The following is a 25,866-nucleotide window of genomic DNA, read 5'->3' as shown; positions in this document are numbered from 1 at the left end:
TAAAAAACCCATACTAAGTATGGGTTTTACATGAAATTTAAATGTTTTTCAAATTAAGCCTTCAACCACTTCTCAGCTTTAGCCTGATCTTCCACTTTAAGTTCAACTTCCGTCAATTCTGAACCTGCCGCTTCTACTTCAAAGCTCATCAACTCATCACGGCGGAATGCCAGTACGGTATAAGTTCCATCTTGCTTGGCATATTTTTCTGCCAATTTAACGGTTGCTTTTAGACCATCAATTGCAATAATCACATCATTTGCAGACAAGCCAGTTTTTGCCGCCGCACCGTCACGGCGAGCAGACTGAACCAACACACCTTCAGGCTTATCAGCCAGTTTTAAACCAAATGGCAATGATTTGTCATTTTTGAGTGTATAGCTTAAGCCAAACTCAGGGAACAACTGATCTAACGGCAATTCATCTGTAGTATTAATCAAGTGATTGATTTGTTCTAACCAATCATCACCTGTTAATTCATTACATAAATTGAAAATAGTCCGTTCATTGACTTGAATGCCATTTTGCGCATTTTCATATAGCTTACGCATTAAGGCATCAAGGCTAGAACCGCGCAGGCGTAAGCCTAGATCTAAACACAATGCAACGAGGCAACCTTTGTTGTAGTAACTTGTACCTGCGTTATTTGAGTTTTCATCCTGACGGTAGAATTTCACCCATGCATCAAAGCTTGATTCAGCCACAGTTTGAATCTCACGACCCGGATTTTGCAAATAGCGATCAATTTGTGCTTTTAAAAGCTTGATATAAGAATCCTGATTGATCACACCGCTACGCAGCAAGATCAAATCATCATAATACGATGTAAAACCTTCAAAAATCCAAAGCAAAGAGGTATAGCCTTCTTTGTTGAGGTCATAATTCACAAAGTTTTCTGGACGGATAAATTTTACCAACCATGAGTGGAAATATTCATGGCTGCATAACCCTAAGAAACGTTGATAATCTGCCGATGGTTCTACAGGTTCATTGGCTTTTGGTAAATCATCACGCGGGCTAATTAAACTCGTACTGTTTGGATGCTCTAAACCACCATAGCTATTGACCGTTGCCATGGTCATAAAGGTATAGTCTTTAAATGGCGCCGAACCAAACATTGAAATTTCAGTCGAACAAATTTTTTCGATGTCTTGCTGCATACGCTGCGCGTTCATAGCATGTTTGCCCGACACCACAAACTCATGCGGAATGCCGTTGGCTTCAAAACTAAAACGGGTTTGTTCCGCCAGTTCAAACGGTGCATCAATTAACTGAGCATAGTTATCTGCATATAAGGTATAACGACCTTTCACTAAACTTTTTGACTTTAATCCAGTCGCAAGTTGGAAATGCTTTAACTCGGGTGGCAAGAAAACTTCAACCTCAATGGCTGTATCTTCTTGGTCAACTAAACCTAAACATGCGCAAGCTGGATTGACATATAAACGGCTTTGATCGACATAAGCACCACGGACCGATAAATCGAAGGCATATACATCATATTCAACCGTGATCAACTCATGATCTGTATTGAATAAACGCCATTTATTTTTTTCAAATTTCTCAATTTGTAACAAACGCCCATCTTCATCATATGCTCGAACGGCTTCGATATGCTTCGAAAATTCACGGATTAAGTAACTTCCGGGAATCCAAGTAGGCAACGAAAGCACCTGTGTAGGATTTGCCAAGAAACGTGCAGTGACATGGACTAGATGCTGACGATAATCGTCAAATTCGATTTGATAATGCAACATAATGGGCGATATAAAATAAATAAAAGATAACTTATCAATTAGATTAACATTTTTTACAACTGAATGCGGAACTGTCGCAATTGTCTACAATAATGACTAGTCAGCAGAAAAAAAAAGGCATAGCATGCCTAAAAATTTTTTCGTTTTACCACCAACGGAATGGTTGGTTAAGGAACCTCATTGAAACACATGATTTACCTCATCGCGCTGCTTAGTTTTCTATGCTCCACGATAGCAAATGCTGCCCTTTTAAATATTGTCCCTGAAACCGTTGAAGCTGAAGCTTGGACCATTTTAGACCCTCAGTCGGGTCAGGTGATTGCAGAACATAATAGCCATGTTCAGCGTGCCCCTGCTTCACTTACCAAAATGATGGTGGCTTATATTGCTTTAAAGGAAATTAAAGCAGGTCATTTAAAGAAAAATGAAATCCTAACCGCAACCCCAGTTGTACAAGTGGTTCAATGGGATGAATCACAAATGTATCTCAAAGCAGGCGAACAAATTTCAGTTGATCAGCTTTTGGCAGGTCTTGTGGTCATGTCTGCCAATGATGCCGCTGTGACTTTAGCTGAACGCATTTCTGGTGATATTCCAAAATTTATTGAACGCATGAACAAAGAAGCCAAAGCTTTGGGCATGAATGACACTAATTTTCAAAATCCAGCCGGCATTACCATGCCAGAACATTACTCTTCGGCGGCTGACCTTGCACGTTTAGGGCAAGCGCTAGTGACCGAAACACCTGACTATTTATATTATTCAAAACAACAAAGTTTTAGTTATAACCAACGCTTCCACCGTGCAACCAATATCTTATTAAAACAAGATCCCACCGTTGATGGCTTAAAAACAGGTTTTACCAAAGCTGCAGGTTATAACTTAGCCTTAACAGCCAACCGTTTGATCGCGAATCCTGACGCGCCAGAACGTCGTTTGATTGTTGTGGTATTAGGGGCGAAAAGTGGCTTAAAACGTGCTGAAGTGGCTCACAGCCTCATGAACTTGGCTTATACCTATACCCGTAATGAAGTTGCAATCAAAGATAAGCAATTAATTGCAGAATTACCTGTGGTTAAATCAACCTTGAAAATGTTTAAGGTAGAAACTCAACAACCTAAGCTGATTACAACTTCGCTTTATGATCAAGCTTATGCCATCGATTTAAAAGCTTTTGACCCAACACAGCAACGTATTCTTTTAAATACAGACAATGGTCAAATTCAAGCCATTGAACCACTTCACGAAACACAGACTAAACTGAGTGTTGAAGTAAATGAAAAAGAACTCACTGCGCCATTGGCTGAAGTGATGAAATTAGCTACCGTTACGGTTTATCAAAATAATCAGCTGATCAATACCTTTGATATCGAAGATGACGTGCAAATTGAAGAAGCCAATATTTTTGAGCGTTTCATGATGTGGATCAAAGGTCTTTTTAGCATCTTTAATACTGATTCAGCAGAAGTTAAAACCTACCCTTTAGGTCAATGATGTGATTATGTAACTTGTAAGACAATTCGTTATTCGTGCAAAAAAGAAGATGGCATACTCGTGCCATCTTCTTTTTTTCAACAATAATAAAATAGGTAATTCAATGAATAACGCTGATGACTCCAAGTTACACCATATTGTCATTGTCGGTGGTGGTGCCGGTGGTTTAGAACTGGTCACACAACTCGGTGATTTACTCGGTAAAAAAAAGAAAGCGCGCATTACCCTCGTAGATATGAAACTCACGCATGTTTGGAAGCCCCTCTTGCATGAAATTGCCGCAGGCACGATGTCAGTCAGCGAAGAAGAAATCAACTACTATGCGCATGCTGCGAAGCATCATTATGAATTTGTCTTGGCTAAGTTTGAAAATGTTCAGCCTGCTGAAAAAACCATTCAGCTCAGCAAAGTCCAACAAGGTAAATATGAATCTACTCAAGAACAACTGCAACTGAGTTATGACACCCTTGTTCTTGCTTTAGGCTCAGTTTCCAACGATTTCAGCACGCCGGGCGTGTATGAACATTGCCATTATTTGGACAGTCTGCAACAAGCTGAAATCTTCCAACAAGATCTCTTACAGTTATATTTGGATGCGCAAAATAGCAATACAGCACGTGAGTTGAAAATTGCCATTATTGGCGCAGGTGCAACTGGCGTTGAACTCTCCGCAGAATTGGTCGAAGCCAAACATAATTTTTATAAATATGGTTTAAATAAAATTCATCCGCAAAGCGTACAGATCAATTTAATTGAAGGTGCTGATCGGATTCTACCTGCACTCCCTGAAAAAATGGCCGAGCATGCACAGCAGCAATTAAAACGCATGAAAATTGAAGTGTTAACCTCTAAACGTGTGGAAAAAGTCGATGCTGAACATGTTTATTTTAATGATGGCAGTAAAATTAAAGCTGAACTGAAAGTTTGGGCGGCAGGTATTAAAACACCAGAAGTGATTTCGAAGCTTGAAGGTTTTGAAAAAGACCGTATGGGGCGTTTAAGTGTGTATGCAACACTACAAACCAAAGCCTACCCTGACATTTTCGCTTTTGGTGATTGTGCTCATTGCCAACCGCGTGCAGATGAACCCGTCCTCGGCCCACGCGCTCAAGTGGCCAGCCAACAAGCGTCATTTCTCGTGGATTGCTTAAAGGCACGCATCCGTGGTCAGCAACTCCCAATGTTCGTATTTTCAGACAAAGGCTCCCTAGTCTCATTAAGCAAGCATAAAGCGGTTGGTGAACTTTTAGGTCAGGTCAATGTTCAAGGCTTTGTTGCCAAATCAATGTATGTTTCATTGTATCGAATGCATCAAGCCACAATTTACGGCTATGCACATGCAGGACTATTAACGGCTAAAGATTTTGTTACACGAAAAATCGCGCCTAAAATTAAATTGCATTGAAATTTACAGATCTGCCCCGATTAATGAAAAAAGCATCATAAACATTTAAAAATTGCATTTTTTTGATAAATTTAGTCTACAAAAATGCAATTTCACTTTATGATGTAACCCTTAAAAAATTGAATGGATCAATAACATGACTGCTATTGCAAATAACTCTGTGGTTTCTTTCCACTACACATTGACTAATGCAGAGGGTGAAACTCTCGACCAATCTCAAGGTGAGCCACTAGCATATTTGCACGGCGCTGGTAACATCATTCCAGGTCTTGAAAAAGCTCTTTTAGGCAAAACAGTTGGTGAAAAATTCACTGTAACTGTACCTGCTGCTGAAGGTTATGGCGAATACAATCCTGATCTCGTTCAAGAAGTTCCTGCTCAAATGTTCCAAGGCGTGGACAACATCCAACCAGGTATGCAATTCCAAGCTCAAACTGATGACGGCGTTCAAATCGTGACAGTTAAAGCGGTTGAAGGCGACAACGTTCTTGTTGATGCGAACTTTCCACTTGCTGGTCAAGATTTAACTTTCGAAGTTGAAATCGTTGAAATCCGTGAGGCTTCTGCTGAAGAACTTGAACACGGTCACGTACACGGTGCAGGCGGTCACCACCACTAAGATCTTCTGATCTCTAGTGCAAAAAGGCAAAGTTTTTACTTTGCCTTTTTTATTGCGCCTGATATAGGTATGCCATATAAGAACTTTTCAAACTATTAAATACAAAAAAGCAAGCCACGGCCTGCTTTTTTAAAACGGATAATTAATTCTTATGAATTAACGACGTTGGTTATAAATCTGCTGCGCTGCAGGTAGATTTTTACGCATCGCTTCAATACGTTGTGAGTTTGATGGATGCGTAGACAGGAATGATGAACCTCCCGCACCTTCAAGCTTGTTCATTTTTTCCCAAAGTGTAATCGCCGCTTGTGGGTTATAACCTGCACGTGCCATTAACATTAAACCACCTTGGTCAGCACGGCTTTCTAGAGAACGTGAATACGGTAACCCTATACCGATTTGACTACCTAACTGCGCAGCAGCAGTGCCCAATTGACCGACATTATTGCCTGCGGCACTTAAACCAATATTCAGCGCAAGATCCGTTAAAGCTTGAGCACCCAATTTACTTTTTGCATGTTCTTCAAGAGCATGGACCATTTCATGTCCCATAACCGCTGCAATTTCTGCATCAGTTAAATTTAGTTTATTGACGATACCTGTATAAAATACAACTTTACCGCCTGGAGCTACAAAGGCATTGACTTGATCAGATTTCATGACCGCCAATTGCCATTGGAACGCTTGACCCGTTTGGTTCATTTGGTCTGCATAAGGACGTAGTTTTTGGAATACAGTATTAATGCGCTTATATGTACTCGAAGAGGTATCGAGCTGATTTTTAGAACGCGCATCTGTCACCATTTTGTTATAACTTTGTGTTGCTTGCGCGTTCAATGTAGCAGTATCCGCTCCTGCCATATCTGCCACTGTCGCACAGCCCGAAATCGTCATTACACCGGCCATACACAGGCTCGTTAGAATTATTTTTTTCATTAAGGATACTCCAGACCATTAAAATATAAGTGAATTTATGGATATTATATTCTTATGGTTTGGAGCTTAAAACGAAGTTATAGCGACTTATAATAGTATTTATGTAATTTTTTTAAGCTGAAAATTGAAGAACCAACCAATAGATTAAACAAACCACATTCAAGCCTAAATAAACATGCATTAATGGCTTGATTTTTTCTTCTAACTGCACATTTTTTCGCTTAAAAAATAGGACAGCATTTTGTATCAAAACTATAGGTACAAGAATACAGGCAATAATCACCGACAAACCAATTAGGGCTTGATAAATCAATTGAGGATCTTGAGTTTGGGCACGAATAATCATCATGGCAATGGTAGGTGCTCCCCCCATCGCAAATAATAAAGAATAAAAAATGGTCGTCGAAATATTCTTTTGCATCCTGCACTTCTCTTCCTAATTTAAATTGCATTTTAGCAACTCAACACAAAGTGTGTAGCGAACTAAAATGCAACTTTAGTCTTGAAAACAGCCGATATTAACGACGTACACTCGATGGTGTCGCATTTTTATAATATTGCTGTGCTTCTGGCATCATTTTTTGCATAGCAGCAATACGATCATTGTTACTTGGGTGTGTAGACATAAATTTGCTCAGTGCATCATTGCCACTGTTGTCATTCGCATTCATTTTTTTCCACAACGAGATCGCCGCTTCTGGGTTATATCCAGCTTTTGCCATCATCACTAGGCCACCTTTGTCTGCGCGGCTTTCCAAATTACGTGAATATGGTAAGCCCACACCGAACTGACTACCCAAATCAAGCAAGGTTGCACCATAGCCGCCTGCAGCATTGCCTACATATTGTGAACCGATACTCACCGCAAGATTGGTTAGTGCTGAAGCGCCAATTTTATTTTTTGCATGTTCTTCTAAGGCATGAACCATTTCGTGACCCATGATTGCAGCGACTTCATCATCCGTAAGTTTGAGTGTTTCGACGATTCCTGTATAGAAAACAACTTTGCCACCGGGTGCGACATAGGCATTGATTTCTTTAGACTTGATCACGGCAACTTTCCAATCAAAAGCCTGACCCGTTTGATTCATCTGATCTGCAAATGGTTTCATTTTCCAGAAAACACGGTTTACTTTTTGATAAGTCGCAGACTTGGTATCGAGCACTTGTTTGGTCTGTGCGTCTTTCAGCATTGCGTTATAAGACTGTGTTGCCTGTAAGTTCAAAGATGCAGAATCAGCACCTGCAAGATCAGCAATCGTGGTACAACCTGATAAAGAAGCTGCTACGGCAAAGCATGCCAAAGATTTTTTATAATTCATCATGATCTCTAGTTATTTATAAAGAGTGTCAAATATATACAAAAAATTGACTGACTCAATATTTTTATGCTTATTTTTTCAAAATCTTTATTTTTCCATCATTTAAATTTAATCAACTTTTTTGAAGTTGTATTCTTCGTTATATAAAAAAGCCCCGCTTTCGCGAGGCTTTTACATCTTAATTCAACAACATTATGCGTCGAATGGATGACGTAATACGATTGTTTCATCTCGGTCTGGACCAGTTGAAATGATGTCGATTGGACATTCAATCAATTGCTCTAAACGTTTCACGTAGTTAATTGCATTTTGTGGCAATTGATCTAGTGATTTCGCACCGAAAGTAGACTCAGACCAACCTGGCATAGTTTCGTAGATCGGTTTTAAAGTTTCAAATGCAAGCGCATCAGAAGAACCTACACAACCAGAATCAGCTGCTTCGTAACCTACACAGATTTTCACTTCTTCTAAACCATCTAGAACGTCTAGTTTAGTTAAGCAAATACCAGAAAGTGAGTTTACTTCTACTGAACGACGTAGAATTTCAGCATCGAACCAACCACAACGACGTTGACGGCCAGTAGACGCACCAAATTCAGAACCCACTGTACCTAAGTGTTTACCGATTGCATCACCAACATCGTTAGCAGCATCATAAACAAGTTCAGTTGGGAACGGACCAGCACCTACACGAGTTGTGTACGCTTTAGTAATACCCAATACATAGTCAAGGTGTAATGGACCAAGACCTGAACCTGAGCTTACGCCACCAGCAGTCGTATTTGAAGAAGTAACGTACGGATATGTACCGTGGTCAACGTCAAGAAGTGAACCTTGCGCACCTTCAAACATGATTTTCTTACCTGCTTTACGGTAAGCATGAAGTTCGCCAGTAACGTCCATCACCATAGGTTCGATGACTTTACGCCATTCGTCACATAGAGCGATTACATCTTCAACTTTAACGGCTTCAACACCGAAGAATTGAGTCAATTGGAAGTTATGGTATTCAAGAAGCTCTTCTAGTTGAGCTTTAAGATGAGCACCACCACGAACCAAGTCAGCAACACGGATTGCACGACGAGCCACTTTGTCTTCGTATGCAGGACCGATACCACGACCTGTAGTACCAATTTTCGCATTGCCACGTTTTTTCTCACGTGCTTGGTCAAGGGCGATATGGTGTGGAAGGATCAATGGGCAGTTTGGAGAAATACGTAGACGTTCACGTACAGGCACGCCTTCTTTTTCTAAAACTTCCATTTCGTGGATTAAAGCTTCAGGTGATAAAACAACACCATTACCAATTAAGCACAATACGTTGTCACGTAAAATACCAGATGGAATGAGGTGTAAAACAGTTTTCTTACCACCAACCACAAGTGTATGACCTGCGTTGTGTCCGCCTTGATAGCGAACTACCGCAGCCGCTTGATCTGTGAGCAGGTCGACGATCTTACCTTTACCTTCGTCGCCCCATTGGGTACCAAGTACCACAACATTCTTGCCCATAATAGCCTCATTGCATCATGCTGTTAAAATTGGAAAAAACGTGTGTGCCCGCAGGCACATCCGAGATTAAATTTGTTTGATTGTCCACTCGCCATTTGCATTCACCAACTGGTGCGTTGCATACGGTGCTGAGCTTAAATCATCATTACCTAACAATTGAACAACACTGAATCCTTCGGTACGTGCTGCCTCAATTGCCTTTAATAAATCTGCTTCGATGCCTTTTGGTGCAACCAAAACTTGGTTTTTCTGAACTTGACCTGCAGTTAATGCATATAGATCACAAGAGAAACCTGTCGCTGGACGCGCGCGACCGAAGTGTTCACCAATACCGTCATAACGACCACCTTGAGCCAATGGCGCAGCACGGTTTGGTGCATATACGGCATACATTAAACCAGTGTGATAATGATATGAACGAAGTTCTACAACATCGATACCAATATGTAGTTCTGGCCAACGCACCTGAATTGCGGCTTGTGTCGATTTCACTGCATCAAATGCAAGTTTAAATGCTTCGTTATTTAAAACTTCAGCACTTAAATTTGCTTGTAACGCATCTAAATCACTTGCAAAACGACCTAAAGTATAGAAGTCAGCACCATTTGGAATGCTTTGTGTGAATTCAGCAAGTTCAGGTAAAGCTTTACGTTGATACAAGTCAGATAACTGACGTTCAACCGCTTTGCTCAAGCCAGCTTGTTTTACCATGCTGCGGAATAAACCGACATGCCCTAAATCAAGATGGATACCATCTGCATGACCTGCTTTAGCAAGCAAGTTGATCATGACATCAATCAGTTCAACGTCAGCATCAATGCTGTCTGAACCAAATAATTCTGCACCTAACTGTAAAGGTGCACGTGTGGTATTAAAACCCTGTGGCTTAGTATGTAGTACTGTACCAGCGTAGCAATAACGAGCTACACCTTCGACAGGATGTACATGCGCATCAATACGAGCCACTTGTGGTGTCATATCGGCACGCACACCAAGCAAACGACCTGAAAGTTGGTCGATAACTTTAAAAGTGGCTAAGTCTAAATCTTGATTCGATTCTGAAAGAGAAGATAGAGATTCGATGTATTCAATGAATGGCGTGTACACCAACTGATAACCTCGAGATGCGAGGAAATCTAATGCTTCACGACGCAAAGATTCAATCACTTGCGCCTGTTCTGGCAGTACATCAGCTACACCATCAGGTAATAACCATGTCTCTGAAATGGGCATGTTGTAAACCTAAATTCTTGTCAGCGCGGAACAAATCCGCATAAAAAAATCGGGAGCACACCCGATTTCTCCTAGTTTAGCACGATAGTTTTACGCTTGCACACGACTTTTTCATAAAAGATGCTTCAGCATTCATTACTTCATCCACAGCTTTAACTTTTACAACTAAATCCATGTTTATGCTTCTATTTTAAAATCCTATGAACGTTATTTTTTAACCATTTGATAAAAAATAATAAGCATCCTACTTTCTATAGATGAAGTTTTAAACAAAGTTATAAATATGATCAGGCTCAACAACTTAATTTAAGACTCGAACATCAATCCAAAGGAAGCGCTGTGGTTAGTTTAACAGCCTGTAACGGTATCTCTGTTTTTACATTTTGCACACTGGCGATCTGCGTTAAATGATGAATCTGAAACTTTCGATAGGCTTCTAAATCTGCCACGACGATACGTAAGAAAAAGTCACAATCTCCTGCCATGAGTTGACATTCAATCACCTCAGGCATCGTTTGAATCGCTGCGACAAAATCATTCACGGTTTTTGCATCTTGACCTTTTAGCCAAATCCGCGCAAATACCGTTAAACTTAAATTCAATTTTGACTGATTCAGTAAAGCCACATATTTCTCAATATAGCCTTCATCTTCTAGTTGCTTAACCCGTCTCAAACACGGCGAAGGTGATAAACCAACTAGTTGGGCCAATTCATTATTTTGTAGTTTTCCATTTTGCTGTAATGCTTGCAAAATGCGTTTATCTATCTGATCCATCAATAAAGGCACTAAATTTCACAATAATCTTTATTTTAGCAATTTCATTGCACAATAAAAGCAATCTTTCACAAAACAGCTGCCAAATGCTGCTCAGATATCCATAAAATATTGCTTTCGATCTCGCTTCATGGAAAACGTCATGTTGATGTTTAGACAAAGTACACTCAATCATACCCATTCAGAGCATTCTATTGAGTTTAAACGAGGTCTAAAAACATCTATTCCAATGCTGCTGGGCATTATTCCTTTTGCATTAGTTCTGGGTGCTCAGGCAACACATAAAGGCTTTTCTAGTTTAGAAGTTCCGCTTTTGACTGGTCTTAACTTTGCAGGTGGTTCTGAATTTGCCATTTTGCAAGTTTGGACCAATCCCCCTAATATTCTCATGCTGATGTTTATTACGTTTTTAGTGAATAGTCGGCACCTATTAATGGGGGCGAGCCTTGTCCCGTATTTACGACATTTACCGAATCGTACGGTTTATACCGCTTTATTTTTTATGTGCGATGAAAGTTGGGCTGTGGGTTTGGCTGATGCGCAAAAAAAATCTAATGTTTTGGGAATTCAGCGCGCCTTTAGTTTAATGTTCTATGCAGGCTTATGCTGTGCTCTATATTTGATGTGGGTTGGCTTTACCACGCTAGGGGCAATAATTGGACCGATACTTGGCGATATTAGTCGACTTGGTTTTGACATGGCCTTCCCTGCTGTATTTCTTGTTTTACTGCGTGGTATGTGGAAAGGCTTTAAAGCGGCGCGCCCATGGCTGGTCAGTTTGATTGCCGCATCTCTGGCGTATTTTTATCTCCCAGCGGGCTGGTATGTTCCGATTGGCGCAGTTACGGGTATTGCTTCTGCATTTTTCCTAATTGGAGATGATGCATGATCCACACTAGCACCCTGATCTCGATTCTATTTATAGCCTTAACCACTTACCTGACCCGCATCTTGGGTTATGTGTTACTGAAAAACCGTAGCCTCACCAACAAACAACGTCAAATTATGGAAGTTGTCCCCGGCTGTGTTTTGATATCAGTGATTGCGCCCTATTTTGTCAAAGATAATCCTGCCGATCTGATTGCGATAGCTATTACCCTATTTGCAGCATCACGTTTTTCGTTATTGCCTACCGTTGTGATTAGCATGCTTTCAGCAGCAGTATTAAGACAAATTTTGATTTAACTAAGTAATACGCGATCATGTTTTGAATAACGAAAGAACTACGATTTAAACCCAATGATGATGAATATTAGGAATCATCTTATTGGATAAAAAAATACCCATACCTTGAGATTACATGCTTCATGCAGATATCGAGCTATGGGCAGTCTTCTTTATCTTTCGATTAGCTTTGATCGGTTTTGACCACTTTTGCCAAAATGTTCACCAATTCTGCATTTTGCAATTCAACTTGCTGTAATTTGTGAGTGGTTTGATCTAATACTTCTTGCTGGATATGCATTTTCTTTGCAAGGTCTTGCATAATTTCCAAGGTCTTTTTCAGGTTGGCTTCTAGATGCACCACTTTTTCTTCAAGTGGCAAGGTTTCATGCGCGGTAGATTGCGATACGTCACGATTAAACTGTAGCCAAATTAAAAATATAACCGCCAGCGCCAATAATAAAATAAATCCCCAAAGTAACATCAACATCATGCTCAATACTCTTTATATATTTCTTTGACTTTCATCTTAAACAATAAATCGGCTGTGCTTGAATATTTTTTAAAGTTTTTCAATATTTTCGAGATACATCAACGACATTACGCATGATTTTTCATCTAATTTTAGAAAATAAAAAAACACCTACAAGCTAGTAGATGTTTTCTATATTGGATAAGTTTGAATTTTTATAAAGAGTGAAAACTTTCACATAAATCGAGCAAGCGGTTCGCATAGCCCCATTCATTGTCATACCATGCGAAAACTTTTGCTTGCTTTCCTACCACCATGGTTTGATTCAAATCGACAATCAATGAATAAGGTGAATGATTAAAATCACTTGAGACCAAGGGCTCATCGGTTACTGACATAATTTCATGATAATCAAAACGTGCAGCTTTGCTTAACACTGCATTTAACTCATGCTTGGTGATAACTGATTGAGACACAAAACTTAAATCGATTGCAGCAACATTGATAGTCGGCACACGAATCGAATAGCCATCGATTCGATCTTCCATTTTCGGCATGACCCGTTTCAACGCACCCAGAGCTGAAGAGGTCGTTGGAATAATATTTTGACCTGAAGCTCGCGCACGACGTAAGTCACGATGTGCATGATCCAATACAGACTGATCCGCAGTCACAGCATGAATTTCTGTCATGAGTGCTGTGTCTATACCAAAGGCATCATCAATAATTTTGACTAAAGGCACCAAAGCCTGCGTGGTACACGACACACTCGAAATAATTTGATCCGTCGCTTTGACTTCATGATGATTAACACCATACACAATCGCAGCATCAACACTGTCAAACGGCGCCGCACCAATAATCACACGTTTGGCACCTGCACCAATATGTTGTGTGGCTGCCTCTCGCGATCTAAATAAACCTGTGCATTCGAGTACCACATCGACATTCAGGTGTTGCCAAGGCAAAAGACTCGGCTGTGCTTCATTTAAAACTTGCACTTTGAGATGCGCTTGAGCACAAGAGATATCTAGAAAAATAGCGCCATCTTGTTCAAGAATTTCGACTTGGCCTGCAAAACGACCATGCGTGGTGTCGTATTTAAACAAATGCACCATGGTTTCCACGTCAGCGACATCATTTATGGCAACAATTTCATAGTGAAATTCCTTTGGATTTTCAAACCAAGCGCGTAATACATTGCGTCCGATCCGACCAAATCCATTAATTGCCACTCGCTGCATGACCAATCCTTCGTTTTGAAACAAAAATAAAGCATCTATATGTTAATGGATTTCAACATGAAAACGTTATCATTTATTCGTTTAATGCTTATTGGGCTATATTTTTATAAACCGTTAGCGCCTGTATAAATCCAAATATTAGCTTCACTGAAAATGTACAGCACCAAGATCAAGTTCAATCACTCTTAATAAAATGGATACAAACATGCAATTTTCCCAATGAACTGAAAAATATAAATGCAAAACACCTTCATGTAGACCATTCATCAACATGTTGAATTTGAACTTTTAAAACTTTTCAAGACATATAAATAAAACGCCGAAAACAGTGCTCACTAGATTAATCAATAAATACTTTCAGCGTTACAAAGGTTTAAAAATCTAAAAATATAGGTGCTAAATTTAAAACATATAAAAAGTCATAGAGATAGCCGAAAATCATTGGTCACTACACCTTTTTCCGTTATAATTTAGCGTTTTTAAATTTTATGTCAGCATCTCAAGCCAGCTTTAAATTTTTGTAAGACTTGCTTGATATGCTATTACCAAATCGAAATTAGGAGAGACTTGGTTGTGAGTACTCGTTTTATGACATCAGCTGAAATTCGCGAAGCTTTTTTAAGCTACTTTGAATCGCAAGGGCATACACGTGTCGCGTCGAGTTCTCTGGTACCTGCCAACGACCCAACACTATTGTTCACAAATGCTGGTATGAACCAGTTTAAAGACTGCTTCCTTGGTCTTGAAAAACGTGACTACGTTCGTGCAACTTCTTCACAAAAATGTGTCCGTGCTGGCGGTAAACACAACGACTTAGACAACGTTGGTTATACAGCACGTCACCACACATTCTTTGAAATGTTGGGTAACTTCTCATTTGGTGACTACTTCAAACGTGATGCCATCACATTTGCTTGGGATTTCTTAACCAACGAAAAATGGTTAGGTCTGCCAAAAGATAAACTTTATGCCACTGTTTACCATACAGATGACGAAGCATTTGATATCTGGAACAAAGAAATTGGTCTAGACGCTTCACGCATTATCCGTATTGGTGACAACAAAGGCGAAAAATACGCTTCAGATAACTTCTGGGCAATGGGCGATACAGGTCCTTGCGGTCCATGTTCTGAAATCTTCTTTGACCATGGTGACCACATTTGGGGCGGCTTACCGGGCACTCCTGAAGAAGATGGCGATCGTTTCATCGAAATTTGGAACAACGTATTCATGCAGTTCAACCGTACTGCTGATGGTGTTCTGCATGCCCTTCCTGCACCTTCTGTAGATACAGGTATGGGCCTTGAGCGTATTTCTGCAGTTTTACAGCATGTAAACTCAAACTACGAAATTGACCTATTCCAAAACCTACTTAAAGCTGCTGCTGAAATCATTGGTTTAGATACCACTGAACTTGAAGCAAAAGCACAAGCAGAAAACAAACCAGTTGAATACCCTGCTTCACTTAAAGTTGTGGCTGACCATGCACGTTCTTGCTGCTTCTTGATTGCAGACGGTGTTAACCCGTCTAACGAAGGCCGTGGCTATGTACTTCGCCGTATTATCCGTCGTGCAGTACGTCATGGTAACAAATTGGGTGCAACAGGTTCATTCTTCCATAAAATGTTGCAGCCGCTGATCGACGTGATGGGCGCTGCTTATCCTGAGCTTGCTGCACAGCAAGCACGTATCGAAGCACAGCTTTTGAAAGAAGAAGAACAATTCGCAAAAACTTTAGAGCAAGGTTTGAAATTGCTTGAAGGCGAATTGGCTCAACTTAAAGGTTCAGTGATTCCAGGCGAAACTGTATTTAAACTTTACGATACTTACGGCTTCCCGACTGACTTAACAGCAGACATTGCACGTGAACGTGATTTAACGATTGATGAAGCTGGTTTCGAAGTCGAAATGGCGGCTCAACGTCAACGTGCGCGTGATGCTGGTAAATTTGCTGTCGACTACAACTCAATTGTCAAAGTTGAAGGCGAGACTCAATTTGACGGCTATGACGCAACTCAAGGCCAAGGTCAAATTGTTGCAATCTACAAAGATGGCGAACAAGTTGATGAAGTTTTTGAAGGTGACGAAGCACTAATCGTTCTAAACCAAACTCCTTTCTATGCAGAAAGTGGCGGTCAAGTTGGCGATACAGGTATCTTCAAAAACGAAACTGGTATTTTTGAAGTTCAAGACACCAAAAAATCAGGCGGCGCTTTTGTACACCAAGGCATCGTGACCATGGGTAACTTAAAAGCAGCTCAAGCAGTTGAGGCTATTGTTAAAGCGGATATCCGTGAAGCAACTTCACGCAACCACTCTGCAACTCACCTATTACATGCAGCACTTCGCCAAGTTTTAGGTACGCACGTACAGCAAAAAGGTTCATTGGTTGCAAGCGAACTTTTACGTTTTGACTTTGCTAATGACCAACCTGTTTCATTTGAACAGCTTCAAGAAATTGAACGCATTGTCAATGCCGAAGTGATTGCCAATACTGCTGTTTCAACTGAACTTTTAGACATCGAGGCGGCCAAAGAAAAAGGCGCAATGATGTTGTTCGGTGAGAAATACGGTGACGAAGTACGTGTACTTTCAATGGGTACAACCAAAGATGAGAAAAACTTCTCTATCGAACTTTGTGGCGGTATTCATGTAAAACGCACCGGTGATATTGGTCTATTCAAAATCACTTCTGAAGGCGGTGTTGCTGCAGGCGTACGTCGTATTGAAGCCGTTACGGGTACTAAAGCTGTTGAAGCTGCGCAAAAAGCAGATCGTGACATTCATGCAATTAACGACTTGCTGAAAGCGCAAAAAGATCAAACTTTAGAAAAAGTTGAAGCTTTGTCTCACACAGCATCTAGCTTGCAAAAACAAATTGAACAATTGAACCAAAAATTGGCAAGCTTCCAAGCCGCTGAGTTATTGAGTCAAGTTCAAGAGATTGGTGGCCGTAAAACATTAATCACCACGGTTCAAGGTGTAGATGCGAAATCACTTCGCAACTTGCACGACGGTGTGAAATCTAAGTTAGACAATGCTGTGATCGTGATCGCAGCGGTTGATGCCGACAAAGTGAGCCTCATTGCTTCGGTTGCTAAAGAATACACTGCTGCTGTAAAAGCAGGGGACATCATCAAACACCTTGGTCAAGAACTTGGCGGTAAAGGTGGTGGTAAACCTGATATGGCTCAAGGTGGTGCGCCTTATAGCGACAAACTTGAAGCGGTAATGACTGACCTCGTTGCATGGTTAGCTGCAAAATAAGACCAAAAGTCCTATAGCTCAAAGTGACTCACCTCCTTTGAGCAAATCAACAGGTTTAAGCAGTGTGTTTTTTAATGCTGGATCCTGCTTAAACACTATTGATGCGTGAAAGCGCAAACTCAATCATCATGTTGAAACCAATATTCAACCTCTGGCTAAATGATGAAAATGGAGTCTAAAAGGCTGGGTTCATGTGAATCCCCTGCAGACACAAAGTATCTATTTGAACTCCTCCTACCTTGGAGTTCATGAGCTACGTGGTATATTAAAATCGCGCCGAAGTGCGGTCTTAAAATATGTGTAAGTGCTTTAAGTCTTTAGACTTATTTACTTGGTAAGGATAGTTATGGCATTAATCGTTCAAAAATATGGCGGTACCTCAATGGGTACTCCAGAGCGCATTTTAAATGTTGCTCGTCGTGTAAAGCGTTGGCATGATCACGGTCACAAAGTTGTGGTTGTTGTATCTGCAATGAGTGGCGAAACCAATCGTCTACTTGCTTTAGCGAAAGCCATTACCGAAACCCCTGATCCACGCGAATTAGACCAAATGGTGTCTACGGGTGAACAGGTAACGATTTCTATGTTAGCAATGGCACTTAACTCTATTGGTGTTGAAGCTAAATCACTTACGGGCCGTCAAGTCGGTATTAAAACCGACAGCGCATTTACCAAGGCGCGTATTGAAGCGATTGATACGGATGTATTGACTTCAAACCTTGACGCTGGACGTGTCATTGTAGTGGCAGGTTTCCAAGGCTTTGATGCCGAAGGTAACACTACGACTCTAGGTCGTGGTGGTTCTGACACTTCAGGTGTTGCATTGGCAGCTGCACTTAAAGCTGATGAATGTCAGATTTACACAGACGTTGATGGTGTTTACACCACTGACCCTCGTGTCGCTCCAAAAGCGAAAAAAGTTGATCGTATTTCTTTTGAAGAAATGCTTGAAATGGCATCACTTGGTTCTAAAGTCCTTCAAATTCGCTCTGTAGAATTTGCCGGTAAATACCAAGTGCCTTTACGCGTATTATCAAGTTTTGATAATGACGATGATGGCGCATTCGACGAAAACTTTAAACAAAACGTCGGGACACTAATCACCACTGAAGCGGAAGACAACATGGAACAACCAATCATCTCAGGTATCGCGTTCAACCGTGATGAAGCTAAATTAACTATTCTTGGTGTACCGGATAAACCAGGTATCGCTTCAAACATCCTTTCACCAATTGGTGATGCCAATGTTGAAGTGGATATGATTATCCAAAACGTGGAAGAAGACGGTACAACTGATTTCACTTTTACAGTTAACCGTGGTGAATTACCAAAAGCGAAAGCTATTCTTGAAGCGACTGCACAAGAAATTGGTGCACGTGAAGTTGCAACTCGCGCAGACATCGTTAAAGTATCGATTGTTGGTGTTGGTATGCGTTCACACGCTGGTGTAGCAAGCAAAATGTTTACTGCTCTTGCAAAAGAAGGCATTAACATTTTGATGATCTCGACTTCTGAAATCAAAATTTCAGTGATTATCGATGAGAAATACTTAGAGCTTGCTGTACGTGCTCTACACACTGCATTCGGTCTAGATCGTGAAACAGGTGAATCAAGCGCGCGTGCTTAATTGACCTTGCTGTGTGTCAAAATTTGTCATTGTTAGACAGATTTTGAAAAACATCGTAAAAATTCAGAGCCACTATAGTTTTTTTTATAGTGGCTCTGTTATATTAAACCTGAGGATTTTAAAATTTACTCAGTTTGCGACTGTCACAATGATTGTTTCAGATGCACTGCTAAATTTTTTTGCTTTTACAAGTTATGAATTTTACATAACAGATCATTTGCAGGTTTTGCATTTTGCAAGGAGAGAAACATGCTGATTCTGACTCGTCGTGTCGGAGAAACATTAATGATTGGAGACCAAGTTAGCGTGACTGTACTTGGTGTTAAAGGTAATCAGGTTCGTATTGGCGTGAATGCTCCAAAAGAAGTATCTGTTCATCGTGAAGAAATTTACCAACGAATTCAACATGAACGCGCAATGCACGAACATCTCCAAAACATTGATCAAGAATATCAGCCATCTTTTGAAGAAACTGATTATTCACAAAACAACTATAATCGCTAAGATTTAAGTTGTTAAATGATAAAGCGGCTCATTAGGCCGCTTTAAATTTATCTAGAACATGCGTTTACTATATAAGTTCAACTGAGCTTAATTACTGCCCTTCTAGAACTTTACGTACGGGGCCAAAACTGCGGCGATGTTCATCAATCACCCCATACTGTGCAATCGCTTCGAAGTGCGCTTTGGTTGGATAGCCCTTGTGTTTCGCAAAACCATACTGTGGATATTTTGCATCCAGTTCAACCATTTCGTGGTCTCGAGTCACTTTTGCCAAAATACTCGCAGCCGAAATCTCTGGATGAATCGCATCACCGCCCACGATTGCATCACAGCTCATTGCTAAACCGGTTGGGACTTTATTACCATCGACCAACACGTGTTCTGGCTGTACATTGAGTTTTTCCACTGCACGACGCATCGCAAGTAACGATGCTTGCAAAATATTGATCTCATCAATTTCTTGTGCAGAACTTTCAGCAATTGCCCAAGCCAAGGCTTTTTCTTGAATCTCAATAAATAACTTTTCACGTTTTTTTTCAGTGAGTTTTTTAGAATCGTTTAAACCTTCAATCGGGTTATTTGGATCTAAAATGACAGCTGCCGCAACAACCGAACCCACCAATGGACCGCGACCCGCTTCATCTGCACCAGCAATTTTCATATATCTCTCACTCAAAATAAAATACGACCCTTAATTTGGATTTGCTGATACTCAGCTATACCAATGTCTGGGTCGTATAAAATGTTCTAAATCTTAGTTTTTAAATGTTTCAATCACGCAAGCATTTAAAGTATTTGTCACGATTTTAGCCGCAAGATTTGCTTGTGAAGTTTTATCCATTGCTGCTACAACCAAATCCGTTGCAGTCACGCTAGTTGTCGCTTTCTCGCCTACACATGAACACACTTCAGTTTGTAGTTCAGATTTTTGAGTTTCTGTTAATAGTTTTGAACCAGTTTTCCAGTAGCTGTTGTTATTTAGCTCAGTCACGCATTTCGCTTGAACACCCACTTTAACCGCCATCATTGCCAAGCTGTTTGCTGAAGTTGTACCTGTAGAGGTACTTGTACCTGTTGTACCAGTCGCAGCACATGCAGAAAGAACAAGCGCTAATGGTGCTAGAATAGCAACTAATTTTTTCACGAATATTTCCTTTGTTCTGTTAATTAACGCGCATATTGTGCCCCAAATCACACACCATCTGATATGACTATTTAAAATAAATTCGGTAACTGTGTAGTTAATCATCAATGCCTGCGTTGCATATTCACAACACTGTGTACCGATTTTAAACGACGCATATTTTTGTGGTCTGTATTAGAATCTGCATAAGATTGGACGCTTAAATAATCAACATGAGCAATAACACACAATACTACACTCGAACAGCTCAGGTCTTACATTGGCTGATGGCGATCATATTCATCGTGGCATGGTTAATTGGCTTTTATAGTGGCAATTTTCTCAGTTATGACGTCGATGGCAGCTTTAAAGGACAAGTCATTACCCTCCATAAAAATATTGCGACTACGATTATTTTTTTGGTGGTGATACGAATCTTTTGGCGCTATACCCACCCCGCTCCAGATTTACCTGACAGCATGTCATCCGGCATGAAAACCTTGGCACATTTGGGTCATTTAGCACTGTATTTTGTACTACTGGCTTTACCGATTACAGGTTGCTTATTTAGTTGGAGCGCAGGTCACCCGGCCCCTGTCTTGTATTTGTTTGAAATACCACGCTTGGTACAAGATAATCCTGAATTATTAGCCATCGTGAAACCGCTACATATTTGGATTTCTTGGGCAGCAGGCTTGCTCTTAGTGGGTCATATTTTGGCAGCGTTGAAACATCATTTTATTGATAAAGACCATGTGCTCAAAAGTATGACACGACAACCAAAACCCTAATAAAGACAAAATAAAAGCCACATCATGTGGCTTTTATTGTGAGCATCATCTTTTAATTCAGCACTTGCTGAGCACAGCCGCGCATACTATTCAAAACCGCTTTAGAAATCAGTTTATTCTTTTCAGTTTCATTCACTGCAGCAGTCATCAGATCTTTCGCACCGATATCATCCATGGCATGCTCACTCACGCACTGACAAATCGCAGTTTGATTGTCTTTTTTCTGTTGAGCACTCATAAACAACGCAGCGCCTTTCCAAATTTTAGAACTATTTAATTCTTGCGAGCATTGATATTCAATCACAGGCTTTAGCATACGCTGACTTAAACTTGATTTATCTGCAATAGCAGCGGATGAAATCAATACTGAGGCTAAAAATGTAATCGATGGGGCAAATATAGAGCGATTTGAATGAGAGAAAAGCATGATTTAAACATAAAAAAGGCAGTGAATATTCACTGCCTGAGATTATACGCTGATTATTAATTCAACGCTTCAATCTTTTTAATCCAAGCTTGCTTTTCAGCAACTGAAATAAATGATGCTTCAAAAGAGTTGATTGCCAGTTGCTTTAACTCTGCATTGCTTAGATCAAGCGCTTTGGTGATCGCAATGAAGTTATCATTCATATAACCACCAAAGTACGATGGATCATCTGAATTGACGGTCACATGCACACCTTGTTGCAATAGACGGCGAATATTATGCTCAGCCATATCTTTGACCACGCATAGCTTTAAATTGCTCAATGGGCAAACGGTTAATGGCATTTTCTCTGCAATTAAACGTTGCATCAAAGCAGGATCTTCTTCTGAACGTACACCATGGTCAACACGATTTACTTTCAACAAATCCAAGGCTTCCCATACGTATTCTGCTGGACCTTCTTCCCCTGCATGCGCAACGATAAGAAAACCGGCTTCACGGGCTTTTGCAAAAACACGTTCAAATTTTGATGGTGGATGACCCACTTCACTCGAATCTAAACCGACACCAATAATTTGATCTTTATATGGTAAAGCTTGTTCTAATGTTGCAAATGCTGCGTCTTCAGATAAATGACGCAAAAAGCACATAATCAGATGTGAGCTAATGCCCAGTTTCGTTTTAGCATCATCACAAGCGCGTTGTAAGCCATTCAAAACCGTTTCAAAAGCAACACCACGGTCTGTATGGGTTTGTGGGTCGAAGAACATTTCAGTATGAACCACATGATCTTCTGCACATTTTTCGAAATATGCCCATGCTAAATCATAAAAATCTTGCTCATGAATCAGTACATTTGCACCTGCATAATAAATGTCTAAAAAAGACTGTAAATTATGAAAGTTATACGCTTCTTTTAATTCTTCGACTGATTGATAAGGGATTGCAATATTGTTGCGTTGGGCAATTGCAAACATGAGTTCAGGCTCAAATGTCCCTTCAATATGCACATGTAGCTCTGCTTTTGGCAAAGCGCGAATCAGCTCAAGTTGATCCATCTCTTATCCTCATAAAAATAAAAAAGGGTGCAAACTGAGTTTACACCCTTTCGCTGTTTGACAGTATTAACCGCCAAATGCAGCAAATTTTAATGCCCAAAGTACAGCAATAATCCAGACCATATATGGTACAGTTTTCGCCTTACCTGTAAGCAATTTAACCAATGCATAGCTAATGAAGCCCATTGCAATACCGTCTGCAATTGAATAGGTAAACGGCATAAATACAATTGTTAAGAATGCAGGGACTGCTTCAGTAATGTCATCCCATTCAATATGAACGATACCTTGAATCATTAACACACCAACAAACAACAATGCTGGCGCAGTTGCAAAACCTGGTACTGACTGAGCAAGTGGTGCTAAGAACAATGCCAAAATAAACAATACAGCAACTACAACTGCAGTTAAACCTGTACGACCACCGGCAGCAACACCTGCTGATGATTCAATATAAGGCGTAGTCGAAGACGTACCCAATGCCGCACCCGCAACAATTGCAGATGAGTCAGCAAATAATGCTTTCTTCAAACGTGGTAATTTACCGTCTTTTAATAAACCTGCACGGTGTGATACACCGACCAATGTACCTGTAGAGTCAAATAAATCGACCAAGAAGAATACAAAGATCACGCCAATCAAACTTGCGGTGAATAGACCTTCAAAGTTCATTTGCATGAATGTTGGAGCGATTGAAGGAATAGCACCTACAACACCTTTAAATTCGTTGAAGCCCAACAGGGTTGAAATTGCAGTAATCACCAAAATACTGATGATGATTGCACCACGTACTTTGAAGTGATGCATAACCACAACCATCAAGAAGCCAAGTAAAGCCAACAAGACAGACGGCTGTTTTAAATCACCCAGACTAACCAATGTTGCAGGGTTATCAACAATAATGCCGGCATTTTTCAAAGAAACCAGTGCAAGGAATAAACCAATACCGCCGCCGATCGCCAGTTTAAGCGACATTGGAATCGCATTGACAATCGCTTCACGGATTTTGAACATGCTGATAGCGATAAAAACAAGGCCAGAGACAAAAACAGCTGCTAAAGCAGTTTGCCATTCCACGCCCATACCCAAACATACAGAATAGGTAAAGTAAGCGTTTAAGCCCATACCGGGTGCTAAGGCAATTGGATAGTTAGCAACAAGACCCATCACCAAACAGCCAATGGCTGCTGCTAGACAGGTTGCGACAAAAACAGCACCATGATCCATACCCGTTTCGGACAAAATCATTGGATTGACAATAATGATGTAACACATTGTCAAGAAAGTAGTTACACCTGCAATGACTTCTGTTTTGAAACTGGTTTTGTTTTCGCTCAGTTTAAACAGACGTTCAAGCATGTTCTCGGAAGATGGATTAGGAGTCGTCATGACCTAGCCCCTATGAAGTAAACTTTATGCATATAAGCATTCCACAAAATTAATCATGTGATGTATTCATCATTAATTTTGTGTATGCCTAAGCAACGAATATGCCAATTCGGCAGATTGTAGGCTTTAAAAAATCCTATTTTCAACAGCATACAACACAGTACAAATGTTGAAATTTGCAAACAAAAAAGCTGCATAAACTTATGCAGCTCCTCTATTTATGTCATTTAATTCGTATTTAATATCAATAAATACTGATCAAATTAATTTCGGCAAATTATAACACATTGATTTTTTAATGTTTCCAAATTTTCATCGCTTTTCAATTTAGTAAATTTAAGACATTGTTTTCTTTATAAAGTTTCAAATTATTATATATAAAAATAAAATATCAAGATTTAGACGAACACTTCAAGACCATGCTTGAGCTCAATGCAGAAGCTGCAAGATTGACTTTTTTTAGCGCATATAAGGTGATGCGTTCAAATCATCATTGAACACCTGATTAATTTCTTGCTGTCGCTTTAACTCTGCATTTTTATAAACACTAAACCCTAAGAACACAATGCTGAGTATAAAAATTGGTATCAGTATTTTTTTCATAACAAAATTTTATTCATGTTTAAATATTTGGCTATAATAACAAAAAACTTAAACAAAAAAGTGACGTGTTTCACAATTTTATATCTTATTAAGTTATTTAATAAGCTATTTGTTCGATCAATGTTAAATTTGTAATATGTTTTAGACTGATAGACAAGATAATCACTGAATGTTTTTTCGAATCCTTTTCCGCAAAAAGCTTCAAATCATAGATCATTTCACCTAAGAAATTTAAAGCACGATCAATTTCACAACCCACTATTAAATCTCGAATGACGAAGATGAAAAAAGCCGCTGACTTCTAATCAGCGGCTATTCATATTCTTTTCAGTCTAAGTTTTTCAATTTTAAAATTAAGCGGCTTGTTGTTCATCTCGCTTAAAGACCAATTCGCCCTTTAAGCTACTCTCAGCATCGAAATAATAACCATCGGTATTGAACGACTTGATATCTTCAATACGTTCAATTTTATTTTCCAACAAATAACGCGCCATTAGGCCACGTGCTTTTTTGGCATAGAAGCTGATGACTTTATATTTGCCGTTCTTTTGATCGAGAAAAACAGGCTTGATGATTTCGGCTTTGATTTTTGATTCTTTGACCGACTTATAATATTCATCTGAAGCGATGTTGACCAAAAGTTCAGAGCCCGCTTTTTCCAAATCGTCATTGATGAGATTGGTGATGGTATTGTCCCAAAACTCGTATAGGTTATGTCCACGTGGATTTTGCAGCTTGGTCCCCATCTCTAAACGATATGGCATCATTAAATCCAGTGGACGCAATAAACCGTAGAGACCCGAGAGCATACGCAAATGGGTTTGTGCATATTGAAGGTCTGTGTTTGCAAGTTGATAAGCATCTAAACCCGTATACACATCACCTTTAAAGGCAAAGATTGCTTGGCGTGCATTGGCAAAATCAAAATCAGGCTGCCAATCTCGGAAGCGCTCAACATTTAAAGTCGCAATTTTCTCACTGACACTCATCAAGCTTGAAATTTCACTTACCGACAATTTACGTGCGACTGAGATTAATTCTTCAGAATGATCTAATAGCCGTGGTTGAGTGAATTTTTCAGTCGGTAAAGCGGTTTCGTAATCTAAAGTTTTTGCTGGAGAAATTAAAGCGAGCATAAACATC

Annotated in this window: 24 protein-coding genes; 9 read left to right on the top strand and 15 right to left on the bottom strand. The window is 40.0% G+C overall.

What is annotated here, in order from left to right; genetic code table 11:
* Positions 1 to 53 precede the first annotated feature (53 nt).
* On the bottom strand, positions 54 to 1,757 hold the full coding sequence (locus FTU38_RS09615) for a M61 family metallopeptidase (RefSeq protein ID WP_180108761.1): 1,704 nt from the start codon (positions 1,755 to 1,757) through the stop codon (positions 54 to 56).
* A gap of 180 nt (positions 1,758 to 1,937) precedes the next feature.
* Here FTU38_RS09615 and FTU38_RS09610 point away from each other — a divergent pair, with 180 nt between their 5' ends.
* The 3 genes from FTU38_RS09610 to FTU38_RS09600 all read left to right on the top strand — a co-directional run bounded on the left by FTU38_RS09610 (position 1,938) and on the right by FTU38_RS09600 (position 5,275).
* Positions 1,938 to 3,251, top strand: coding sequence for a D-alanyl-D-alanine carboxypeptidase PBP6B (locus FTU38_RS09610; protein ID WP_306670333.1), 1,314 nt, complete (start codon positions 1,938 to 1,940; stop codon positions 3,249 to 3,251).
* Positions 3,252 to 3,354: 103 nt separating this feature from the next.
* The gene (locus FTU38_RS09605; protein WP_168379354.1) at positions 3,355 to 4,656 is read left to right on the top strand and encodes an NAD(P)/FAD-dependent oxidoreductase; all 1,302 of its coding nucleotides are present in this window, start codon (positions 3,355 to 3,357) and stop codon (positions 4,654 to 4,656) included.
* A gap of 136 nt (positions 4,657 to 4,792) precedes the next feature.
* Positions 4,793 to 5,275 (top strand): peptidylprolyl isomerase, encoded by a 483-nt coding sequence (locus FTU38_RS09600; protein WP_078189067.1) that lies wholly within the window; start codon positions 4,793 to 4,795, stop codon positions 5,273 to 5,275.
* 156 nt (positions 5,276 to 5,431) lie between these two features.
* Here the strand turns inward: FTU38_RS09600 and FTU38_RS09595 are convergent, their stop codons facing one another.
* The 6 genes from FTU38_RS09595 to FTU38_RS09570 form a co-directional block, all read right to left on the bottom strand.
* Positions 5,432 to 6,211: a M48 family metallopeptidase gene (locus FTU38_RS09595; protein WP_078194384.1), complete on the bottom strand. Its 780-nt coding sequence runs from the start codon at positions 6,209 to 6,211 to the stop codon at positions 5,432 to 5,434.
* 112 nt (positions 6,212 to 6,323) lie between these two features.
* On the bottom strand, positions 6,324 to 6,632 hold the full coding sequence (locus tag FTU38_RS09590; RefSeq protein ID WP_078194385.1) for a hypothetical protein: 309 nt from the start codon (positions 6,630 to 6,632) through the stop codon (positions 6,324 to 6,326).
* A gap of 97 nt (positions 6,633 to 6,729) precedes the next feature.
* On the bottom strand, positions 6,730 to 7,533 hold the full coding sequence (locus FTU38_RS09585) for a M48 family metallopeptidase (RefSeq protein WP_078194387.1): 804 nt from the start codon (positions 7,531 to 7,533) through the stop codon (positions 6,730 to 6,732).
* A 192-nt stretch (positions 7,534 to 7,725) separates the two neighbouring features.
* Positions 7,726 to 9,045, bottom strand: coding sequence for an adenylosuccinate synthase (locus FTU38_RS09580; RefSeq protein ID WP_078189071.1), 1,320 nt, complete (start codon positions 9,043 to 9,045; stop codon positions 7,726 to 7,728).
* Positions 9,046 to 9,111: 66 nt separating this feature from the next.
* Positions 9,112 to 10,278 carry an ATP phosphoribosyltransferase regulatory subunit gene (locus FTU38_RS09575; protein ID WP_180009417.1) on the bottom strand — a complete coding sequence of 389 codons (1,167 nt, stop codon included), beginning with the start codon at positions 10,276 to 10,278 and terminating at the stop codon, positions 9,112 to 9,114.
* A 320-nt stretch (positions 10,279 to 10,598) separates the two neighbouring features.
* The gene (locus FTU38_RS09570; protein ID WP_180009416.1) at positions 10,599 to 11,054 is read right to left on the bottom strand and encodes an Lrp/AsnC family transcriptional regulator; all 456 of its coding nucleotides are present in this window, start codon (positions 11,052 to 11,054) and stop codon (positions 10,599 to 10,601) included.
* A 142-nt stretch (positions 11,055 to 11,196) separates the two neighbouring features.
* On the opposite strand from FTU38_RS09570, the gene FTU38_RS09565 reads away from it, so the two are divergent.
* Together FTU38_RS09565 and FTU38_RS09560 are read left to right on the top strand one after the other, a co-directional pair.
* Positions 11,197 to 11,943 (top strand): AzlC family ABC transporter permease, encoded by a 747-nt coding sequence (locus FTU38_RS09565; RefSeq protein WP_180009415.1) that lies wholly within the window; start codon positions 11,197 to 11,199, stop codon positions 11,941 to 11,943.
* On the top strand, positions 11,940 to 12,239 hold the full coding sequence (locus FTU38_RS09560) for an AzlD family protein (protein WP_180111048.1): 300 nt from the start codon (positions 11,940 to 11,942) through the stop codon (positions 12,237 to 12,239). Before FTU38_RS09565 ends, FTU38_RS09560 begins: the two co-directional genes overlap by 4 nt.
* Before the next feature lie 163 nt (positions 12,240 to 12,402).
* Here the strand turns inward: FTU38_RS09560 and FTU38_RS09555 are convergent, their stop codons facing one another.
* Entirely contained in the window at positions 12,403 to 12,705 is a 303-nt protein-coding gene (locus tag FTU38_RS09555) for a hypothetical protein (protein ID WP_168379360.1), read from the bottom strand.
* A gap of 200 nt (positions 12,706 to 12,905) precedes the next feature.
* Positions 12,906 to 13,934, bottom strand: a complete 1,029-nt coding sequence (locus FTU38_RS09550; RefSeq protein ID WP_180003987.1) for a type I glyceraldehyde-3-phosphate dehydrogenase — start codon at positions 13,932 to 13,934, stop codon at positions 12,906 to 12,908.
* 573 nt (positions 13,935 to 14,507) lie between these two features.
* Between FTU38_RS09550 and alaS the strand changes: the two genes are divergently transcribed.
* The 3 genes from alaS (at position 14,508) to csrA (ending at position 19,332) form a co-directional block, all read left to right on the top strand.
* Entirely contained in the window at positions 14,508 to 17,201 is a 2,694-nt protein-coding gene (gene alaS, locus FTU38_RS09545; RefSeq protein ID WP_180111047.1) for an alanine--tRNA ligase, read from the top strand.
* A 346-nt stretch (positions 17,202 to 17,547) separates the two neighbouring features.
* Positions 17,548 to 18,828, top strand: a complete 1,281-nt coding sequence (locus tag FTU38_RS09540) for an aspartate kinase (protein ID WP_078189079.1) — start codon at positions 17,548 to 17,550, stop codon at positions 18,826 to 18,828.
* 249 nt (positions 18,829 to 19,077) lie between these two features.
* Positions 19,078 to 19,332 carry a carbon storage regulator CsrA gene (csrA, locus tag FTU38_RS09535; RefSeq protein WP_078189080.1) on the top strand — a complete coding sequence of 85 codons (255 nt, stop codon included), beginning with the start codon at positions 19,078 to 19,080 and terminating at the stop codon, positions 19,330 to 19,332.
* Between the two features lie 91 nt (positions 19,333 to 19,423).
* Here the strand turns inward: csrA and rnhB are convergent, their stop codons facing one another.
* Both rnhB and FTU38_RS09525 read right to left on the bottom strand, forming a co-directional pair.
* Positions 19,424 to 19,993: a ribonuclease HII gene (gene rnhB, locus FTU38_RS09530; protein WP_168379347.1), complete on the bottom strand. Its 570-nt coding sequence runs from the start codon at positions 19,991 to 19,993 to the stop codon at positions 19,424 to 19,426.
* Between the two features lie 93 nt (positions 19,994 to 20,086).
* Positions 20,087 to 20,476: a hypothetical protein gene (locus tag FTU38_RS09525; RefSeq protein WP_180003980.1), complete on the bottom strand. Its 390-nt coding sequence runs from the start codon at positions 20,474 to 20,476 to the stop codon at positions 20,087 to 20,089.
* 212 nt (positions 20,477 to 20,688) lie between these two features.
* Between FTU38_RS09525 and FTU38_RS09520 the strand changes: the two genes are divergently transcribed.
* Positions 20,689 to 21,246 (top strand): cytochrome b, encoded by a 558-nt coding sequence (locus tag FTU38_RS09520; protein ID WP_180042035.1) that lies wholly within the window; start codon positions 20,689 to 20,691, stop codon positions 21,244 to 21,246.
* A gap of 52 nt (positions 21,247 to 21,298) precedes the next feature.
* Here the strand turns inward: FTU38_RS09520 and FTU38_RS09515 are convergent, their stop codons facing one another.
* The 4 genes from FTU38_RS09515 to yaaA all read right to left on the bottom strand — a co-directional run bounded on the left by FTU38_RS09515 (position 21,299) and on the right by yaaA (position 25,859).
* Positions 21,299 to 21,673 (bottom strand): hypothetical protein, encoded by a 375-nt coding sequence (locus tag FTU38_RS09515; protein WP_180009410.1) that lies wholly within the window; start codon positions 21,671 to 21,673, stop codon positions 21,299 to 21,301.
* A 56-nt stretch (positions 21,674 to 21,729) separates the two neighbouring features.
* A complete protein-coding gene (locus tag FTU38_RS09510; RefSeq protein ID WP_180050097.1) occupies positions 21,730 to 22,731 on the bottom strand; it encodes an adenosine deaminase in 1,002 nt (333 codons plus the stop codon).
* Positions 22,732 to 22,797: 66 nt separating this feature from the next.
* Entirely contained in the window at positions 22,798 to 24,120 is a 1,323-nt protein-coding gene (locus tag FTU38_RS09505; RefSeq protein WP_078189086.1) for an NCS2 family permease, read from the bottom strand.
* Between the two features lie 956 nt (positions 24,121 to 25,076).
* On the bottom strand, positions 25,077 to 25,859 hold the full coding sequence (yaaA, locus tag FTU38_RS09500; protein WP_180111046.1) for a peroxide stress protein YaaA: 783 nt from the start codon (positions 25,857 to 25,859) through the stop codon (positions 25,077 to 25,079).
* Positions 25,860 to 25,866 lie beyond the last annotated feature (7 nt).

The sequence above is a fragment of the Acinetobacter sp. YH12098 genome, from assembly GCF_013419235.1.
Classification (GTDB): domain Bacteria; phylum Pseudomonadota; class Gammaproteobacteria; order Pseudomonadales; family Moraxellaceae; genus Acinetobacter; species Acinetobacter amyesii.
This window is presented reverse-complemented; position numbering and strand designations above follow the sequence as displayed.

Bases quoted from the DNA above. Each gene is read 5' to 3' on its own strand.
- FTU38_RS09505 (WP_078189086.1), bottom strand. From the start codon at position 24,120: ATGACGACTCCTAATCCATCTTCCGAGAACATGCTTGAACGTCTGTTT.
- FTU38_RS09550 (WP_180003987.1), bottom strand. From the start codon at position 13,934: ATGCAGCGAGTGGCAATTAATGGATTTGGTCGGATCGGACGCAATGTA.
- FTU38_RS09520 (WP_180042035.1), top strand. From the start codon at position 20,689: ATGAGCAATAACACACAATACTACACTCGAACAGCTCAGGTCTTACAT.
- csrA (WP_078189080.1), top strand. From the start codon at position 19,078: ATGCTGATTCTGACTCGTCGTGTCGGAGAAACATTAATGATTGGAGAC.
- FTU38_RS09615 (WP_180108761.1), bottom strand. From the start codon at position 1,757: ATGTTGCATTATCAAATCGAATTTGACGATTATCGTCAGCATCTAGTC.
- FTU38_RS09565 (WP_180009415.1), top strand. From the start codon at position 11,197: ATGTTGATGTTTAGACAAAGTACACTCAATCATACCCATTCAGAGCAT.
- FTU38_RS09515 (WP_180009410.1), bottom strand. From the start codon at position 21,673: ATGCTTTTCTCTCATTCAAATCGCTCTATATTTGCCCCATCGATTACA.
- FTU38_RS09580 (WP_078189071.1), bottom strand. From the start codon at position 9,045: ATGGGCAAGAATGTTGTGGTACTTGGTACCCAATGGGGCGACGAAGGT.
- rnhB (WP_168379347.1), bottom strand. From the start codon at position 19,993: ATGAAAATTGCTGGTGCAGATGAAGCGGGTCGCGGTCCATTGGTGGGT.
- FTU38_RS09600 (WP_078189067.1), top strand. From the start codon at position 4,793: ATGACTGCTATTGCAAATAACTCTGTGGTTTCTTTCCACTACACATTG.
- FTU38_RS09605 (WP_168379354.1), top strand. From the start codon at position 3,355: ATGAATAACGCTGATGACTCCAAGTTACACCATATTGTCATTGTCGGT.
- FTU38_RS09570 (WP_180009416.1), bottom strand. From the start codon at position 11,054: ATGGATCAGATAGATAAACGCATTTTGCAAGCATTACAGCAAAATGGA.
- FTU38_RS09575 (WP_180009417.1), bottom strand. From the start codon at position 10,278: ATGCCCATTTCAGAGACATGGTTATTACCTGATGGTGTAGCTGATGTA.
- FTU38_RS09540 (WP_078189079.1), top strand. From the start codon at position 17,548: ATGGCATTAATCGTTCAAAAATATGGCGGTACCTCAATGGGTACTCCA.
- FTU38_RS09590 (WP_078194385.1), bottom strand. From the start codon at position 6,632: ATGCAAAAGAATATTTCGACGACCATTTTTTATTCTTTATTATTTGCG.
- FTU38_RS09510 (WP_180050097.1), bottom strand. From the start codon at position 22,731: ATGGATCAACTTGAGCTGATTCGCGCTTTGCCAAAAGCAGAGCTACAT.
- FTU38_RS09595 (WP_078194384.1), bottom strand. From the start codon at position 6,211: ATGAAAAAAATAATTCTAACGAGCCTGTGTATGGCCGGTGTAATGACG.
- yaaA (WP_180111046.1), bottom strand. From the start codon at position 25,859: ATGCTCGCTTTAATTTCTCCAGCAAAAACTTTAGATTACGAAACCGCT.
- FTU38_RS09560 (WP_180111048.1), top strand. From the start codon at position 11,940: ATGATCCACACTAGCACCCTGATCTCGATTCTATTTATAGCCTTAACC.
- FTU38_RS09585 (WP_078194387.1), bottom strand. From the start codon at position 7,533: ATGAATTATAAAAAATCTTTGGCATGCTTTGCCGTAGCAGCTTCTTTA.